The 17,670-nt window shown below is 64.1% G+C and carries 12 protein-coding genes and 1 pseudogene; 10 read left to right on the top strand and 3 right to left on the bottom strand.

The genetic code is table 11. The annotated features are described in order from the left end of the window. The first annotated feature begins 111 nt into the window (after window positions 1-111). The 4 genes from ligA to QQK18_RS03605 all read left to right on the top strand — a co-directional run bounded on the left by ligA (window position 112) and on the right by QQK18_RS03605 (window position 4,652). The gene (gene ligA, locus QQK18_RS03620; protein ID WP_284338922.1) at window positions 112-2,319 is read left to right on the top strand and encodes an NAD-dependent DNA ligase LigA; all 2,208 of its coding nucleotides are present in this window, start codon (window positions 112-114) and stop codon (window positions 2,317-2,319) included. A gap of 14 nt (window positions 2,320-2,333) precedes the next feature. Beyond that, window positions 2,334-3,611, top strand: a complete 1,278-nt coding sequence (locus QQK18_RS03615) for a hypothetical protein (protein WP_284338921.1) — start codon at window positions 2,334-2,336, stop codon at window positions 3,609-3,611. Window positions 3,612-3,623: 12 nt separating this feature from the next. Beyond that, window positions 3,624-4,064 (top strand): hypothetical protein, encoded by a 441-nt coding sequence (locus QQK18_RS03610; protein WP_284338920.1) that lies wholly within the window; start codon window positions 3,624-3,626, stop codon window positions 4,062-4,064. Window positions 4,065-4,160: 96 nt separating this feature from the next. Continuing rightward, the gene (locus QQK18_RS03605) at window positions 4,161-4,652 is read left to right on the top strand and encodes a YqhG/Tai3 family protein (protein WP_284338919.1); all 492 of its coding nucleotides are present in this window, start codon (window positions 4,161-4,163) and stop codon (window positions 4,650-4,652) included. Between the two features lie 33 nt (window positions 4,653-4,685). On the opposite strand, the gene QQK18_RS03600 is transcribed toward QQK18_RS03605, so the two are convergent. After that, the gene (locus QQK18_RS03600) at window positions 4,686-6,506 is read right to left on the bottom strand and encodes an aminopeptidase P family protein (RefSeq protein ID WP_284338918.1); all 1,821 of its coding nucleotides are present in this window, start codon (window positions 6,504-6,506) and stop codon (window positions 4,686-4,688) included. A gap of 187 nt (window positions 6,507-6,693) precedes the next feature. Between QQK18_RS03600 and QQK18_RS03595 the strand changes: the two genes are divergently transcribed. Together QQK18_RS03595 and QQK18_RS03590 are read left to right on the top strand one after the other, a co-directional pair. Next, window positions 6,694-6,831 (top strand): hypothetical protein, encoded by a 138-nt coding sequence (locus QQK18_RS03595; protein WP_284338917.1) that lies wholly within the window; start codon window positions 6,694-6,696, stop codon window positions 6,829-6,831. A gap of 119 nt (window positions 6,832-6,950) precedes the next feature. Continuing rightward, window positions 6,951-7,082 (top strand): hypothetical protein, encoded by a 132-nt coding sequence (locus QQK18_RS03590; RefSeq protein WP_284338916.1) that lies wholly within the window; start codon window positions 6,951-6,953, stop codon window positions 7,080-7,082. A gap of 81 nt (window positions 7,083-7,163) precedes the next feature. Here QQK18_RS03590 and QQK18_RS03585 read toward each other — a convergent pair whose 3' ends face one another. Beyond that, window positions 7,164-8,033, bottom strand: a complete 870-nt coding sequence (locus QQK18_RS03585) for a 50S ribosomal protein L11 methyltransferase (protein WP_284338915.1) — start codon at window positions 8,031-8,033, stop codon at window positions 7,164-7,166. Between the two features lie 116 nt (window positions 8,034-8,149). Between QQK18_RS03585 and QQK18_RS03580 the strand changes: the two are divergent. Together QQK18_RS03580 and QQK18_RS03575 are read left to right on the top strand one after the other, a co-directional pair. Beyond that, window positions 8,150-8,611 (top strand): annotated as a pseudogene (locus QQK18_RS03580) (DUF5680 domain-containing protein). Between the two features lie 20 nt (window positions 8,612-8,631). Continuing rightward, the gene (locus tag QQK18_RS03575; RefSeq protein WP_284338914.1) at window positions 8,632-8,928 is read left to right on the top strand and encodes a putative quinol monooxygenase; all 297 of its coding nucleotides are present in this window, start codon (window positions 8,632-8,634) and stop codon (window positions 8,926-8,928) included. Window positions 8,929-8,995: 67 nt separating this feature from the next. On the opposite strand, the gene QQK18_RS03570 is transcribed toward QQK18_RS03575, so the two are convergent. Continuing rightward, window positions 8,996-11,332 (bottom strand): ATP-dependent helicase, encoded by a 2,337-nt coding sequence (locus QQK18_RS03570; RefSeq protein WP_284338913.1) that lies wholly within the window; start codon window positions 11,330-11,332, stop codon window positions 8,996-8,998. Between the two features lie 218 nt (window positions 11,333-11,550). On the opposite strand from QQK18_RS03570, the gene QQK18_RS03565 reads away from it, so the two are divergent. Continuing rightward, the gene (locus tag QQK18_RS03565; RefSeq protein ID WP_284338912.1) at window positions 11,551-13,740 is read left to right on the top strand and encodes an esterase-like activity of phytase family protein; all 2,190 of its coding nucleotides are present in this window, start codon (window positions 11,551-11,553) and stop codon (window positions 13,738-13,740) included. Between the two features lie 186 nt (window positions 13,741-13,926). Beyond that, entirely contained in the window at window positions 13,927-17,613 is a 3,687-nt protein-coding gene (locus tag QQK18_RS03560) for an AsmA family protein (protein ID WP_284338911.1), read from the top strand. The last annotated feature ends 57 nt before the right edge of the window (window positions 17,614-17,670 follow it).

Raw genomic sequence — 17,670 nt, 5'->3', positions numbered from 1 at the left:
GCGTTCCCGTCGCGCATACCGCCGGCGGGATTTGCATGTTTGGAGACGCATCGTGGTCTTTCGAACCGGTTCGCAAGTGCGAGAGAGCGGTCAGTCGAGCGGGTGGAGCAGATGAGCAGCGTCGAAATCGAGAATCTTTCGGAGCCCGAGGCCAAGGCTGAGCTCGACCGGCTGCACGAGATCCTGAACAAGGCCGATGCTGCCTATTTCCAGGCTGACGCGCCGGAGATGAGCGATGCAGAATACGATGCGCTGAAGCGCCAGTACCTGGCCATCGAGTCCGCGTTCCCCGAACTCGTGCGGACCGACAGCCTGTCGGGCAAGGTCGGTGCGCCGCCCGCGGAAGGTTTTGCCAAGGTGCGGCACGCCGTGCCCATGCTCAGCCTCGCCAAGGCCTATACCGATCAGGACGTCGTCGATTTCATCGAACGCGGCCGCCGCTTCTTTGAGCGCGACAAGGATCTCGAGCTCGCCTTCACGGCTGAACCGAAGATCGACGGACTGTCGGCTTCGCTGCGCTACGAGAACGGCGTGTTCGTCCAGGGCGCGACCCGCGGGGACGGTGCCGTCGGCGAAGACATCACCGTCAATCTCAGGACCATCAAGGACATCCCGCAAAAACTGCAGGGGTCGGGCTGGCCGGAAGTGATCGAGATCCGCGGCGAAGTCTACATGACCTACGCCGAGTTCGAGGCGCTGAGGGAGCGCTCGGCGGCGGCGGGCGGACAGGAATACGTCAATCCGCGCAACACTGCCGCCGGCTCGCTGCGCCAGAAGGATCCCTCGGTCACCGCAAGCCGCAACCTGAAGTTCTTTGCCTATGCCTGGGGATTTTCAACGGAAGAGCCGGCGCCCAGCCAATACGATGCCGTGCAGCGGTTCGCCGAGTGGGGCTTCAAGGTCAACCCGCTGATGGTGCGTGCCAAGACCGTCGAGGACTTGATCACGCACTACCAGGCGATCGAGGCGCAGCGCTCCTCGCTCGGCTACGATATCGACGGCGTGGTCTACAAGGTGGACCGGCTCGACTTGCAGCGCCGCTGGGGGTTCGTTACCGGAGAGCCGCGCTGGGCCATTGCCCACAAGTTCCCCGCCGAGCAGGCGACGACGACGGTCAGGAAGATCGACATCCAAGTCGGCCGCACCGGTACGCTCGCGCCCGTCGCGCGCTTGGCGCCGGTCAGTGTCGGAGGCGTCGTGGTCGAGAACGTCACCCTTCACAACGAAGACTATATCAAAGGCATAGACAGCAACGGACTGCCGATCCGCGGTGACGAACCGATCGACGTGCGCATCGGCGATACCGTGGTGATCCAGCGTGCGGGCGACGTCATTCCGCAGATCGTACGCGTGGTGCTCGAAAAACGTCCGGCCGAGGCGGTGCCCTACGAATTCCCGCACACATGCCCGGTGTGCGGTTCGCCGGCAGTGCGCGAGTTCAACGAGAAGACCGGCAGGGAGGAATCCCGCCGCCGCTGCACCGGCGAACTGATTTGCCCAGCGCAGGCCGTCGAGCGGCTGCGGCACTTCGTTTCGCGCGGTGCTTTGGATATCGAGGGGCTCGGCGCCGAGAACATCGAGCTTTTCTTCGGCACGGGCCTCGTCAAGACCGCGGCCGACATCTTCACCCTCAAGGATCGCCGCTCTGCCGTCCAGCGGGCCCTCTTCGAAAAACGCGAAGCGCAGGCGCGCCAGCGCGAGGCGACAAAGGGCACAGTGCGCAAGAAGGTGCTCTCGGCGGAAGAGCGCACCTACGAAGGTCTGGACAAGCTCTTCGCCGCCATCGATGCGCGCCGCGAGCCCGAGCTCGATCGCTTCATCTTTGCGTTGGGTATCCCCCACATCGGCGAGACCACGGCCGCGCTCCTCGCGCGCACCTTCGGCACGATCGAGGCCCTGCGCGAGACCGCCCAGAAAGCGGCCCAAGCGAGCGACATGCACGAGGTGTTCCCGTCGATCAACGGCATTGGCGATACCGTCTTCGGCTCGCTCGTCTCCTTCTTCGGCAACGAGCAGAACGTGGCAGCGCTGAACGATCTGCTGGAGCAGGTAAGGCCCAGGCCCTATATCGTCACCATCTCGGCCGACAGCCAGGTGGCGGGCAAGACCGTGGTCTTCACCGGAAGCCTCGAGCGCATGTCGCGTTCGGAAGCCAAGGCCATGGCCGAGCGACACGGAGCAAAGGTCGCTGGGTCCGTGTCGGCCAATACCGATATCCTCGTCGCGGGCCCTGGGGCAGGCTCCAAGCTCAAGAAGGCCGAGGAGCTGGGGGTCGAGGTCATTTCCGAGGACGAGTGGTTCGAGCGCGTCGGGGAATAGGAGACATCAAGGCGATGATGAAACATCTGGCGGCCCTGGCCGCGGTTCTTGCCGGCACATTCGGTGTCGCTGCGGGCGAGGGCGGCGACATCCTCGCCTCGACGCTGGCCAACGGCGATCACGCGGCGGGACTCGAAAGCCTGCAGCCGCTCATCGCGGCAGACGACAGCGAGGCGAGCTTCGCCGCCGGCGCGCTGACCGTCGTCGACGGTATCGAGGCATTCGTCCAGGCCATGTACCGTCACGGTTTGACCACCGCGCCCGATATCGGCATGGCGGGCGCTATCCTTGGTGTGCCCATGACGCGGTCGGTGATTGCCAATCCTGATCCCGAGCCTCTCGACTACGAGGGTCTCCGCGCTATCCTCACGGACCTCGTCACAGCCATGGACGGTGGCCGCGACCTGCTGGCGGCTGCCGGCAAGAGCGGCGACTATGTCGTGCCGGTCGATATCCTGACTATCCGTATCGACGCCAATGGCGACGGCGTGGCAGACGACAGCGAAACCATCGGCGCGGCGCTCGCCCTGCAGTTGGGCATCAACCCGTCCGACTTGCTCGGTCCCGGCAAGTCGAAGAGCAAGAACGGCGAATCCACGGCTCAAGGCTTCATCATAGGTTTTGATCGAGCCGATGCCTTCTGGCTCGCGGGTTACACACAGGTCGTGGCCGCGCAAGCCGATTTACTCCTCGCGCATGACTTCGAGGAGATGTTCAATTCGAGCTTTCACCGCATCTTTCCCCAAGCGGGCCTGCCCATGCAGGAGTATTCGCGAGGCGGTACGCTGATGATGGACCCGGAAAGCGACGCGGCCATCGCCGATGCCGTCGCCTTCATCCATACCTTCAATTTCGAGGTGGTAGACGTTGACCGTCTTCATGACGTGCGGGCGCGGCTGAAGTCTGTTGTCGCCTTCTCCCGGCAGAACTGGGAGGCGATCCTCGCCGAGACGGATGACGAACGTGAGTTGGTGCCGTCGCCCGCGCAGACCTCGATCATTCCCGACGTCGCGGTGACGCAGGAGGTGGTGGATGCCTGGATGGAAACGCTCGATAGCGTCGAAGCGATCATCGAGGGTGAGCTCCTCATCCCGCATTGGCGCTTCCGTCAAGGCTTCGACCTCAGGGCCTATTTCGAGACTGCAACACGCACCGACGCGGTGATGATCTTTACCGGCTACGGCGCACTTCCGTTCCTTAAGGACGGGCCTATTGCTGACGCGCAAGCGTTTCGGCAGGGGCTCGCCGTCTTTGGAGAAAACTTCCCGGGCTTTGCCCTCTGGTTCAACTGAAAGGCCGTGACGATGCTTCGCCTCCTTGCTGCGCCCGCTGCGGCGCTCGCTTTCCTCGCTGCCACCTTTGTTCCGGCGCACGCCTTCGACACGCCGGAGGCACTGATAGAAGCGTTTTACGGGCCCTTCCTCGTTGATGAGGTTCCGGACGATGAGCTGAGTTTCTTCAGCAAGGACACCCGCACCGCCTGGGAGTTGCTGATGGAACAGGACGACTATGGACTCGGCTTCGATCCCGTCGTTGATGGACAGGATTTCAACATCGCTGGATTTGCGGTATCGGAACCCGAGCCGGCAGGCAAGGGCGTCGAAGTCACCGTCGAGTTCGAAAATTTCGGCGAGCCGCGCGTCATGATCTATACGCTCATCGAGGAGGACGAGGGCTGGCTGGTTCACGACATCGAGGCGGTGCATGGCGAGGGATGGCGGCTGCGAGAGCTTCTCGGCGAGTAGCGGAACCTGACCAAAACTTAATGCTCTCAGGCGGATTCGCGCCGCAATTGCGCCGCCATGCCCACCTACCGGGCAGGGGTAATCCGGAGGTTCGCAATGCGCAGACTGGTGGCCGTCTTCATCCTGCTTATCGGGGCCATTCCCGCCCAGGCAACCGAGACGTTCGATGATCCCGAGGCGTTGGTCGAGGCGATCTACGACAGCTATAAGCCCGGAGCAAAGCCCGAGATTCCCGAGAGCTATTATTCGAGCCGCCTGCTTGTTCTGATGGCCGACCAGCGCGAAACCGCGCAGGCCGCGCTCTTCGCTCCGGTCTCTGATGAAGCCGCACTGGCCGGCGAACCCGTCGATCCGTTTGTCAGCGACCGGAACGTGCTCATCGCCAACCTTGCCATCGGCGAGCCCGTGATCCTCGGGGATCGGGCTATGGTCTCGGTCAGCTACCATAATTTCGATCAACCCCGGCTCCTGGCGGTCGCACTCATTCGCGAGGGCGCCGGCTGGGTGGTCGACGACGTCGCCTCCATGGGCGCCGACGAGCACTGGCTGCTCTCCTGGGCGCTGACGTACGACGTGTTCTCGATGTGACGAGGGGGATTTCTGTCCCTCACCCTACACGAGCTACACCGACGCCGTTGCGGCCTTCAGCCACTCCTTGACCTTGCCCCTGACCAGTGTCCCGATCTCCTTCCACACGCGGGCGTGGTAGGCGTTGAGCCAGTCGCGCTCGATCGGCGTCAATAGGGAGACGTCGATCAGCCGCGTGTCGATGGGAGTCAGCGTCAGCGTCTCGAAATCGAGATAGCCCTCGGTCACCTCGCTCTCCCTGACGCGGATGAGGTTCTCGATGCGGATGCCGTATTCGCCAACCTTGTAATATCCGGGCTCGTTGGAAAGGACCATGCCGGGCTCGATCGGCATGCTGTAGCGGGGCGAAATGCCGACCGGGCCCTCATGGACGCCGAGATAGGCGCCGACACCGTGGCCGGTGCCGTGGTTGTAGGTGATGCCTGCCTGCCAGAGGAACTGGCGTGCCAGCACGTCGATCTGGGCGCCCGACGTGCCCTTGGGGAAGCGTGCCGTCGAGATGGCGATCATGCCTTTGAGGACGCGGGTGAAGCGGTCCTTCTGTTCTGCGGTCGGCGTGCCGGTGGCCATGGTGCGGGTGATGTCGGTGGTACCGGAGAGATATTGGGCGCCGGAGTCGACGAGCATCAGCTCGCCGGGCTTCAGGTTCCGGTCGGTCTTGATCGTCACCCGGTAATGGACGATGGCTCCGTTCGGTCCGGCGCCGGCGATGGTGTCGAAGCTGGCATCGATGCAGGTTTCCTCCTCGCGGCGGAACGCCTCGAGAGCTGTGACAATGCCGATCTCGGTAAGCCCCCCCTTCGGCGCCTCCTCGTCGAACCAGGACAGGAATTTAGCGAGCGCGACGGCGTCGAGCCGCTGCGCCTCGCGCATGCCGGCGAGTTCCGCCTCGTTCTTTCTTGCCTTGGGCAGCAATACCGGATCGCGCTTTTCGATCAGCCTGGCGCCCGCTTCCTTCAGGGTCTCGGCGATGGCTGAGGGAGCCGTCGCCGGGTCGATCTGCACTGCCTTTCTGGCCTTGCCCAGCCGGGTGAGCGCACTCGGCAGCGTCCTCGCATCAGCGATGCGGGCGACGCCCTCGAGTGCCGTTTTGATCTCGGGCGTGATTTTGGACTTGGCGAGGTAAAGCGTCGGCAGGCCGCGTCTCGGCACTATGGCAAAGCCCAACACGAACGGCGTGTTGGGCACGTCCCGCCCGCGCATGTTGAAGAGCCAGCAGATGGATTCGGGGAGCGTGAGCACAGTTGCATCGGCGCCTTCGCCGGCAAGCACCCCGCGCAATTCCTCGAGCTTATCGGCGCTCTCGCGCCCGGCACGGTTGTGTCCGAGGAACTCGACGGGCGTGACTGGCGGACCAGGCCTGTCGTCCCAGATGCGGTCGACAAGGTTGTCGCTGGAAACGAGATCGGCCTTGCCGTTGAGCTTTTGGGCAAGATCTGCGATCTCGCCGGGGGTGTGCAGCCAGGGATCGTATCCGATGCGACCGCCCTTCTTCACATAGTTGCCGATCTCGGCGGACAGCCCACCGCTGTTGATCTCATGCACCTTTACCTTCCTGGTGTCGGTCTGCGCGGGCGCCTGCAGGGTATAGCGGCTGTCGACGAAGAGCCCGGCCTTGGTCCTGCCGACGATGGCGATACCTGCAGAACCGGTGAAGCCCGTGACGTAGGCAAGCCGCGCCTCGCCCGCCGGCACCGATTCGCCGCGATGGGCATCGGCGCGCGGGATGAGGAAGGCGTCGAGTCCGGTCTTCTCGAGCTCCACGCGCAGCGCCGCCAGGCGCGGGGCGACGTCCTTGGGATCGGACTTTTCCTCGAATGACTGGAATACGGCGGGCGGAAACTCTTTCGTCATGATCGGGTATCCCGGGGCTGGAGCGGCGCCGGAGTGCGCCGGTACTTTCGGTGTCGCGGGACAATACGCAAAAAACCGGTTCCCACTTTTTGCGTCCCGCTCTCTGGGCATAGCTGGAATGACGGTAGGGACCTAACGCCCTGCCGTGAAAGGTTTATCTTACTTCCATTAGCACAGGAGAACGACGATGAGCGAACGCAAGTCGCTTTTCAGCAAGGCTTTCGATGCAATCGTTGAAGCGCGCAGCCGCGAGGCGGAGCGCTATGTTGAGCAGTACCGGCGCGCCCATGCCGCGTTCGACGCCAAACGGGTAACGGGCCGTTAATCGGCCCTGCGAAACCGGCATGGCTGGTCTGTCAACGAAGCTCTAACGGCAAGGGTGAACCACGCGTATATGGACCGTGTCGGGATTGAGAAAATACCGGCAGGTGCATGGAGACCAAGATGACCGAGAGCAAGAACGATTACCGCAAGGCCTTGGGCGCCGTCATTGATGCGCGCGGCCGCGAGTCGAGCCGCCAGGTCAGCTATCGGATGCAGTACCAGCTGATCGGCGCCTTCACCAAGCGCCCGTAACCGGCGCTGTCAGAGGCTGACGTTCCAACCGTCCCCGGACTCAAAGTCCGGGGATTTTGCATTTCGGGGCAGTTGATGCGCCTACCGCCTCTCCAGGATCAGCGTTGTCCAGTCCTTGCGCTGCAGGCGCTGGCGCAGGACCATGCCCTGGCGGCCGTAGGCGTTGATGACCCGCACCGCCTGGTGTTCCAGGATGCCCGAGAGGATCACCGCTGCGCCGGTTACCGCAATGCGGCTCATTGCAGGGGCCAGCGTCGTCAGGGGACCGGCGAGGATATTAGCGACGATGAGGTCGTAGGGCGCATTGTCGGCAATGGTCCGGTGGTCGAGGCCGGTTGCTTCGACCGGATAGACCAGCCTGCCGACATCGTTGGCCAAGGCATTCTCGCGTGCGGTCTTGACCGCGACAGGATCGATGTCCGTGGCGATCACCGGGGTCCTGAGGCGCTTGGCAAGCGCGATGGCAAGGACGCCCGTGCCGGTGCCGACGTCTAGCAGGAAGCGCGGACGCTTGCGCTTCAATACCATGTCGATGGCCTCGAGACACCCGGTCGTCGTCTCATGGTGCCCGGTACCGAAGGCCTGCGCCGCATCGATACGCATGGCCGTAAGCCCTACCGGCACCCGCCGCGTCTCGTGGCTGCCATAGACATAGAAGCCGCCGGCGATGACCGGTGCCAGCCCTTCGAGCGATTTTGCCACCCAGTTGACCTCGGGGTCGATCGGCTCGACCGAGAAATCGATGGCGCCGCCGAGCACTCGCCGGGCAAGCTCAGAAAATGATTCAAGGTCCGGCGGATGATCGCAGGTCGCCTCGAAATACCAGTCGCCGGTCTTCTCGTCCTCGTGAGCCGAGGCGGTCAGCGCCAGATCGTCGCGTTCCATGACGGCATCGACCAGAGCGTAGGCCTGTTCCTTGCTGAGCGGCGCAGTGAGTTGATCGACGGACATGGGCAAACCTTCAGGAGACGCGCCTTGTTGAGGCAAACTCGGATGCAGAGTCAACGCCTCCCGAACGCCTTGACGCGCCAGCTATCTTTGTTCACGATTTGTTCGAGAGGGTGAACATGGACATTTCCGAACTCACGCGCGTGATCGTTGCGGCCAAGTGGGCGACCTATGTGGGCGATGGGCGCAAAGCCGAGCCGTCCCGCGTCGGTTCGCATGACCTCACCTGGCAGGATGACGACTGGTCCTATCGCGACAGCTATTTCGGCGGGACCGATTTTCTGGGGCAGGAGGCGGTCTGGTTTCGTGGAGATCCGGTCTGGGCGGTGAATTAATACGGCTATGTCCTGCGGCCCGACCTCATCGACGCTCAGCGCGCCGGCGAGACCATCAAGGCGGCGCTTTCGGCCATGTATGCGCAGGGCCGGTTCCTCGGCGGCTTCGAGTGGACGGGGCCGCACGGGCGCTATGTCGATCGGTCGGAGGGCGAGGTCGACCATTTCCGTGGGCGCGAAGCTATCCTCGTCGATGGCGTCGAGGGTTATGCTCTCGATTATTTCGGCGGGCTGATCCGGCCCTGAGTTTCAATGGAGATTTCCTGATGTATGGATTGATCGGCAAGATGCTGGCAGTGCCCGGCAAGCGGGAGGAGTTGCTCTCCATCCTGATGGAGAGCAACGGCGACATGCCGGGGTGCCTCAACTATGTTGTCGCACGTGACCCGGCCGATGAGAACGGCATCTGGGTCAGTGAGGTCTGGACCGACAAGGACAGTCACGGCGCCTCGCTGCAACTGCCGCAGGTGCAGGCGGCCATCGCCAGGGCGCGGCCGATCATCGCCGGATTCGTCGAGCAGTTCGAGACCGAGCCGGTCGGAGGCGTGGGGTTGCCCACATGACAGGTTCGGACTTCAGAGCTGCCTGACTGATTTGCGGAGCTCGTCGAGCGGGCGGCTCATGATATCGTCAGGCCTTACGGATGAAGCTGTCGAGCACTTTCTTCCGCCCCGTCTCGAAGTCGATGGTCAGCTTGTTGCCCTCGACACCGGTTACGGTGCCATGACCGAACTTCAGGTGCAGCACGGTCTCGCCGAGCTTGAAGGCTGAGCTCGTGCCCGGGTCGTTGACCGAGCGGGCAACGAGATCGCCCTCGATGGTCATGGGACCGGCGCTCTTGCGGCTCGCTTGCTGGCGCTGGGCGCGTTGCCAGCCGGGGGTCTCGTAGAGGCTGTCGAACGGGTCCATCTTGTTGAACCGGCTCGCGGCGCCCCCGCCATAGCCGTAGCCGCCATAGGAGGAGCCGGTATCCTTGACCTCGACCACGTCGGCCGGCAATTCATCGAGGAAGCGTGAGGGCAGGGCCGATTGCCAGAGGCCATGGATGCGTCGGTTCTGCGAAACGCTGATCCGGGCGCGCTTCCTGGCGCGGGTGATGCCGACATAGGCGAGGCGTCGCTCCTCTTCGAGGCCGGCGCGGCCGAGCTCGTCCATGGTGCGCTGCGAGGGGAATAGCCCTTCCTCCCAGCCGGGAAGGAACACGGTGTCGAACTCCAGGCCTTTGGCCGAGTGCAGCGTCATGATCGAGACGGCGTCCTCCGCATCGACCGTGTCGCGGTCCATCACCAGCGAGATATGCTCGAGGAAGCCACCGAGCGTCTCGAACTCTTCCATGGAGCGCACGAGCTCCTTGAGGTTCTCGAGTCGGCCGGGGCTGTCTGGGGATTTGTCGGCCTGCCACATGGCAGTATAGCCCGACTCGTCGAGGATCTGCTCGGCGAGCTCGGCATGGGGAACCGCGCGCGCGCGCTCGGACCAGCTGTCGAACTGGCCAAGAAGCTCGCGTAGGGTCGTGCGTTGCTTGGGCTTCAGTTCCTCGGTCTCGATAAGCATGCGGGTCGCGACCGTCAGCGGCGCGTTCTGCAGGCGCGCGGTCTCCATCAGCATGCGGATGGTGGTGTCGCCAAGCCCCCTCTTGGGCACGTTGACAATGCGCTCGAAGGAGAGGCTGTCGGACGGGTTGGCGACAACGCGCAGATATGCGATCGCGTCGCGGATTTCACGGCGCTCATAGAAGCGCGGGCCGCCGATGACTCGGTAGTTGAGGCCGAGCGTGATGAACCGTTCCTCGAACTCGCGCATCTGGAAGGAGGCACGCACCAGGATCGCCATGGAGTTGAGCGGTTCTCCCTGGCGCTGGTATTGCTCGATTTCCTCGCCGACCTGGCGCGCTTCCTCCTCGCTGTCCCAGACGGAGGTGACGGAAACCGTCTCGCCCCGCTCGGCCACATCGGTCTGCAGGGTCTTGCCCAGCCGGCTCTCGTTGAAGGCGATGAGGTGGCTGGCGGCCGAAAGGATATTGGCCGTCGAGCGGTAATTGCGCTCGAGCTTGATGACCTTTGCGCCAGGGAAGTCTTTTTCGAAGCGCAGGATGTTGTCGACCTCGGCGCCGCGCCAGCCATAGATCGACTGGTCGTCGTCGCCCACGACGCAGAGATTGGCCTCACTCGCGGGCTTCCCTTGCGCCAGGAGCCGCAGCCAGAGATATTGGGCAACGTTCGAATCCTGGTACTCGTCGACCAGCATGTACCGGAACCGCCGGTGATACTCGGCAAGCACATCCGGATTTTCGCGAAAGAGCCGGATGCATTCGAGCAGCAGGTCGCCGAAATCGGCAGCGTTCAAGACCTTGAGGCGCGCCTGGTAGTCGGCGTAGAGCTTCCGACCCCGGCCGTTGGCGAAGAACCCGGCATCGGCCGCTGAGACGTCGCGCGGCAGGAGGCCTCGGTTCTTCCAGGTGTCGAGCATGCCGGCGAACTGGCGGGCGGGCCAGCGCTTCTCATCAATATTCTCGGCCTCGAGCAGCTGCTTGATCAGCCGGATCTGGTCGTCGGTGTCGAGGATGGTGAAGTCGGACCTGAGGTCGACGAGCTCGGCGTGACGCCGCAGGATACGTGCCGAGATCGAGTGGAAGGTGCCGAGCCACGGCATACCCTCGACCGAAGAGCCGACGAGCTTGGCGATCCGGTCCTTCATCTCGCGCGCGGCCTTGTTGGTGAACGTGACGGCGAGGATTTCCGCGCCGCGCGCCAGGCGCGTGGAAAGGATATGGGCGATGCGGGTCGTCAGCACCCGCGTCTTGCCGGTTCCGGCCCCGGCCAGCACCAGCAACGGTCCTTCCGTCGTCAGCACGGCCTCGCGCTGCTCCGGATTGAGCCCCTCGAGATAAGAGGGCCCACGCCGGCCCAGCTGGCTGGTGATCGGGCCCGCTGGAGGGCGGTCGAATGACGGGGCGGGTCCGGGCATCAGTCTCTTTCGATTCCCCCGCGGCGAGGAGGGCGGCGCCGCGAACTGGGCTTGACGAATCTCATTTTGTTCTCATCGGCCAATATAGGCGGGGACGGCGGCGATGTATAGGACGCCGGCCGTGTCATGGAACCGTCACGGCAAGTTCATCCCACCGTCTTGGCCGGTGCCTAAGCGGGGCTGCCTTTCGTTCGAAAACGAACCAACAGGGGGACCCAATGCGTCAAATGAAACGTATCACCGCGCTGAGTGCGGCGCTGCTGGCCACCACGGCCGTCGCCGGCGCCGAACAGTATTTCAACCGCATCGCCAGTTTTCCGGTGGCGCTCAATACGCCGGATGCCGAGGATGGCCAAGAGAACTCGTCCGAGATCATTACCGCTACCGAAGACGGTATGACTCTCATCTATTCCAACGCGCTTCTGGGGGGCATCGGGTTCGTTGACATCACCGATCCGTCCTCGCCGCAGCCGGGTGGTTTCGTCGCGCTCGAGGGTTCGCCGACGTCGGTCACTGTCATCGGGCCCAACGCGCTCGTTACTGTCGATACCACCGAAGATTTCACCCAGCCGGCGGGCTACATATCGGTCATCGACCTTGCCACCAAGGAGAAGCTGGTCACCTGCGATCTCGGTGGCCAGCCGGACGCCATCGCCAAGAACCGTGACGGCGAACTCATCGCCATCTCCATGGAGAACCAGCGTAACGAGGACCTCAACGACGGCGAAATCCCGCAGCTTCCGGGCGGCAACGTTACCTTCTTCGACGTCACCGAGGGTACCGTCGATTGCGCTAGCATGCGCTCGACCGACCTTGCCGGCCTTGCCGAGATCGCCAGCGAAGATGCCGAGCCCGAATACACCGACTTCAACAGCGCCGACGAGTTGGTGGTCACTCTCCAGGAGAACAATCATATTGTTGTCATTGACGGCGAGACCGGCGAGGTCACCAGCCATTTTAGCGCCGGCGCGGTCGACCTTGAAGGCATCGACACCGAGGAAGACGGGCGGCTGAGCTTCACCGGCAGCCAGATGGGCCGACTGCGCGAGCCGGATGCGGTGCAGTGGCTCGACGATGACCGGTTCGTCACCGCAAACGAGGGTGACTACGAAGGCGGCGCTCGTGGCTTTACCGTCTTCTCCAAGGATGGGACCGTCCTTTACGAGAGCGGCGCGTCATTAGAGATGATCGCTGCCCATCTTGGGCACTATCCGGAAGGCCGTTCGGACGCCAAGGGTGTCGAACCGGAGGGCATGGAGGTCGGCACCTTCGGCGAGACGACCTACATCTTCGTCAACCAGGAGCGCTCGTCGCTCGTTGCCGTCTATAGGGATACCGGCGCGGATCCCGAATATCTGCAATCGCTGCCGTCGGGCGTCGGTCCGGAAGGAGCCCTGGCGATCCCATCGCGCAACCTCTACGTCACCGCCAACGAAACCGACCTTACGCCCGACGGGCTTGCCGGTTCGCATGTGATGATTTTCGAGCTCGGCGAGCGTGATGCGCCAGCCTATCCGCAGATCATGTCCGGCCTCGACGAGGCTGGCAAGCCGATCGGCTGGGTGGCCCTCTCCGGGCTCGTCGCCGACGCCGAAGAGCCCGGCAAGCTCTACGCGGTCAACGACAGTTACCTCTCGATGATGCCGACGATCTACGAGATCGACGCCACACAGACCCCCGCGATGATCACCAAGGGGACGCTCGTGACCCGTGGCGGCGACGCGGCCCAGCTCCTCGACATCGAGGGTATCACGCTCGACGGCGAGGACGGTTTCTGGCTGGCGTCGGAAGGCCGCTCGGACCGGCTGATCCCGCACGCGCTCTACCACGTCAATGCAGAGGGCGAGATCGAGGAGGAGGTGCCGTTCCCGCCCGACCTGCTCGCCAGCGAGATCCGCTTTGGCGCCGAAGGCGTCACGGCGATCGGCGAGGGCGACGATATGATTTTGTGGATCGCCATCCAGCGCGAGTGGGGCGACGACGACAAAGGCCTGGTCAAGCTCGTCTCCTATAAGCCGGAAAGCGGCGAGTGGGGTGCGGTCCACTATCCGCTCGAAGCTCCGGCAGAGGGTGCATGGGTGGGCCTTTCGGAGGTCACCGCCCATGCCGACTATGTCTATATCGTCGAGCGCGACAACCAGATCGCCGGCAATGCAACCCTGAAGAAGCTCTATCGCGTGCCGCTCGCCCAAATGGTGGGCGTGGACCTCGAAGGTGGACTGCCGGTCGTGAGCAAGGAAGAAGTGCGCGACTTCCTGCCGGACCTCGAGGCGCAGGGCGGCTATCTGCTCGACAAGATCGAGGGCTTCGCGATCGATGCCGACGGCATCGGCTGGGTCGTCACCGACAATGACGGCGTCGACGATTCGAGCGGCGAGACGAATTTCTGGTCCATTGGCGCACTCTGATCTGCTTGAAAACCGTTGCCGACGGCCGGGCAAAGCGCCCGGCCGTTTTGTTGTTCACGGCTGACGCAAGCGTGATAGACCCGATCACGGTGAAGCCCAATTCCTGCTGTCGAGGGAGCGGGGTAGCAGGGTTGCGCAGGCAGGACGCTTGCCTACACTCTGGTTCGTGTGTGAGCGAGATCTGCCGTGTTGAACCGCATCTACATCGTCATTGGTCTTCTGGCGATCCTGGTCCTGGCCGCCGCGTTTGTCGTGCCGCGCTTTATTGCCTGGGGCGACTATCGCGACCGCATGGAGGAACTGGCCTCCGGGGTGCTCGGGGCCGAGGTCACGATCCTGGGCGACATCCAGTTCTCGCTGCTACCGCAGCCGCGGTTGGAGTTCACGGAGGTCGTCGTCGGCAATCTCGAGGAGCCCGCGGTGACGGTTGCCGCGGTCGAGGCCGAATTCTCGCTGATGGAGTTCCTGCGCGACCAGTATACGCTGACCCGCCTGGTACTCGGCCAGCCATTTGTCGACATCGCCATCGATGAGAACGGCCTCATCGCCAGCGGAATGGCCCTCGCCGAGACCGATGCGGCGGCGAATGTATCATTGCAGCAGACCCTGATCGTCGACGGTCGCCTGCGTGTCGCCGACATGCGGGCCGGGCAGACCTTTACCTTCGAGGATATCGACGGGGACGTGCGGCTTTCCGCCTTCAGCGGTCCATACCAGTTCCAGGGATCGGCTGCCCATGCTGGAGCGCGCTACTCGGTGCGCTTCAACACCTCAGCGCTCGACAGCGACGGGAACAGCCGGCTCTCGACCTTCATTCAAACACAGGAACCGGGATTCTCAGTGACGGCCGAGGGCCTGCTGACACCGGGCCTTGCGCCCCGCTTCGACGGAACGATGACCTATCGTCAAGCGCCGCCGGTGGCCGAAGCGGCCGAGGACATCAAGGGCGATCTCCTCCTCGAAAGCCGGGTGCAGGCCAATACCGACCGCGTCGTGCTCTCCGGCTATACTCTTTTGCCGGACGAGAACCGCCCCGGAACGCGGCTGACGGGCGCGGCCAGCGTGCAACTGGGAGCCCGCAACAGTTTCGATGCCGTAATTTCCGGCGGGGTCTTCGCCCTGCCGCCGCGCGATGCCACCGAAGACGCGTCGGCCCAGCCCTATGAGCTGGTACGGCTCCTCGAAGAACTGCCCGCACCGCCGTTGCCGCCGATACCTGGCCGGATCGGCGTCGACCTTGCCGAAATGGACCTCAGAGGTTTTTCGCTACGCGAGGTGCGCGCCGATGCACAGACCGACGGCCAAACCTGGACGATCGGCCAGTTCATCGCCCGCATGCCCGGCGACACCGAAATCCGTGCCGACGGCGAGGTGAGCGCGCAAGCCGGCCGGCCCGGGTTCAACGGCAATTTCTCGATCGGGGTATCGCGGCTCGACGCGCTCGCCCTGTTGTGGCGGCGACCGGAGGAGAACAATCCGCTTTTCAACATGCCCGCGGCCTATAGAGCGCGCGTCATTCTGGGCGCCGATGCCCTGGCGCTAACCGACGGGGCCTTCACGCTCGAAGGGCAGCGCCATCGGGCGGATTTGCGTATCGGCTTCGGCAGTGAGCGGCGGCTGGATGTCGTCGGGCAGTTTTCCGATCTCGACGCTACCGCCAGCAACGCGCTACTCGCCCTTGTGCCCGATTCTTCCGGCAGCAATTTCGGCAACACGTTTCCCGAGGGGAGTTTCTCGCTCGCGGCTGCGGCGGCCGACGTCGCCGGACTGGACGGCCAAGGATTGGCAGCCGAAGGCGATTGGTCCACCGGTGGCCTTGCTCTCGATCGACTTGCGGCCGGCGATCTCGGCGGCGTTGCCTTCGATGCGGCACTGAACTTGCGTGGATCGATCGCCGAACCGGTTGTCTGGGGACGCGGGAACCTTTCCGTCGACGATGCCGGTGCCGACGGCCTTGCCATGGTCTTCGACGCCATGGACGTACCCGACGGCTGGCGGACGGCGCTGGCGCCTTCGCTGCCGACGGCGATTGACTTCGATCTCGGCGAGCCGGGTGCCGAGGGCCGACAAAGGCTGGAGTTTGACGGTATCGCAGGCGCCGCCGCGGTCAATGCTGTCGTCGATCTGGGTAGCGGCTTGAAGAACATTGCCTCGGCGCCACTCGAGGCGCGAATGTTCCTCGAATCAAGCGATCTAGCCGATTTTTCCCGACAGTTGGGGTTGGGTGAAGAGGGCATATTCGAGGGACCCGGCGAGATGCTGGCCGCGGTTAATGTTTCGGGCGTACCAGCCGAGCAGCTCGATGCGCAGATCAACCTCAGTTCGGGTGCCGAAAGCATCGGCTACCGCGGCACCCTGGCCGGCGTCGACGGCGAAGTCCGCGGCACGGGTGTGATCGAGCTCGATCTTGCCGATCTCGGGGGCATCGCGCGGATCATTGGCGGACGAGATGTGCCCTTACCTCAGGTCACCGGAACGACCGAGGTCCATTTCGAAGGGCAGAGGCTGTTGAGGCTCACCGACATCGATGGGGGTTCGGGCGAGGCGGGATTTTCCGGCGAGCTCTCGATGTCGCGAACGGGGCCGACGGCGCAATTGGCCGGCACCATCGCGCTCGACGGCGCCAATGTGGAAGGTCTTGCCGTGGCCCTCTTCGGCCGCGCGGGTCTGTTGCGGTTCGATGAAGGGCCGGTGCCGGATGGACCGATCGTCATCGACGAAGCACCGTGGCAGACCCGTGGCACCATTGCCGTCACCGCGCCCGGGATTACGCGTGCAGGTGCCGCGTGGCTCGACGATGTCGCGTTCGAGATGGTTTGGGACAGCACTCGCCTGCGGGTTGCGGGCTTCGAGGCCGGACTCGGCGAAGGCCGGGTTTCGGCCGATATCACCGTGTGCTGTGCGGGGCCATTACCCGACAAGACGGTCAGCGGCCGGGCGAGCGTCGAAAGCGTCGCCATGGCGGACGTTCTGCCGCCCGCGGTGATGCGCTCGCTGTCGGGAACGGCCAGCGGTGGCGTGCGCTTCGAGGGTAGCGGGCCGGACCTGCGTGCTATTGCCGATGCGCTGTCGGGCGAGGGCAGTTTTTCCATAGCCGGCCTCACGGTCGAGCAACTCGATCCCGCCGCATATGAGACCGTCGCCGGCCTCGACAATGTGCTCGAGATGGAGCCGGATGCGTTGGGCGGCGTCATCCGTATGGCGCTGGATCTCGGGCCATTCCGCGCCGAGACGGCCGAAGGCGCTTTCACCATTGCCGGCGGAGTGGCGCGGCTAGCCAATCTCAGCTTCGAGGGAGAGGGGGCTCGCTTGGCGGGAGGCATCGATGTGTCGCTCGACACGCTCGGGCTCAATGGGGCCTTCACCATGACGCCGCGTCATTTCGTCGACGAAACGGGGATGGTGGCCACCGACACCGCGCGAATCGTCTCCCGGCTTTCCGGGACGCTCATTGCGCCCGAGCGCACGCTCGACCTCGATACCATGGTTGCCGCCGTCAAGGTGCGCGCCAACGAGATGGAAGTGGAGCGGCTCGAGGCGTTGCGGCTCGAGGACGAGGCCCGCCAGCGCGCAGCCGCCGAGGAGCGCAACCGGCTGATCGAAGAGCAGATGCGCCAGCGGGCCGCCGAGGAGGCGGCGCGACGGGCTGCGGAGGAGGAGGCGGAGCGCCAGCAGCAGCAGCAGCAGCAGCAGCAGCAACAGCAGCAGCCGCAGACGCCGCAGACGCAGACGCCGCCCAGGGAACCCGGACAGGACGTACCGACGTCGCCCACCGGGCCGCTCGTGCTGCAGCCAGGGTTTCAGCAGGACATCAATAATCCGCTGGTTCCGTCGCCGCTTCTCCGGCAACCCGTCAATGAGTTGCTCAACTAGGTCGTAGTGACAATTTAATCGACCTAGGGATTCCCCTTGGTTGGCAAATCAGATTCA

Source organism: Devosia nitrariae (assembly GCF_030160115.1).
GTDB classification, from domain to species: Bacteria; Pseudomonadota; Alphaproteobacteria; order Rhizobiales; family Devosiaceae; genus Devosia; species Devosia nitrariae.
This window is presented reverse-complemented; position numbering and strand designations above follow the sequence as displayed.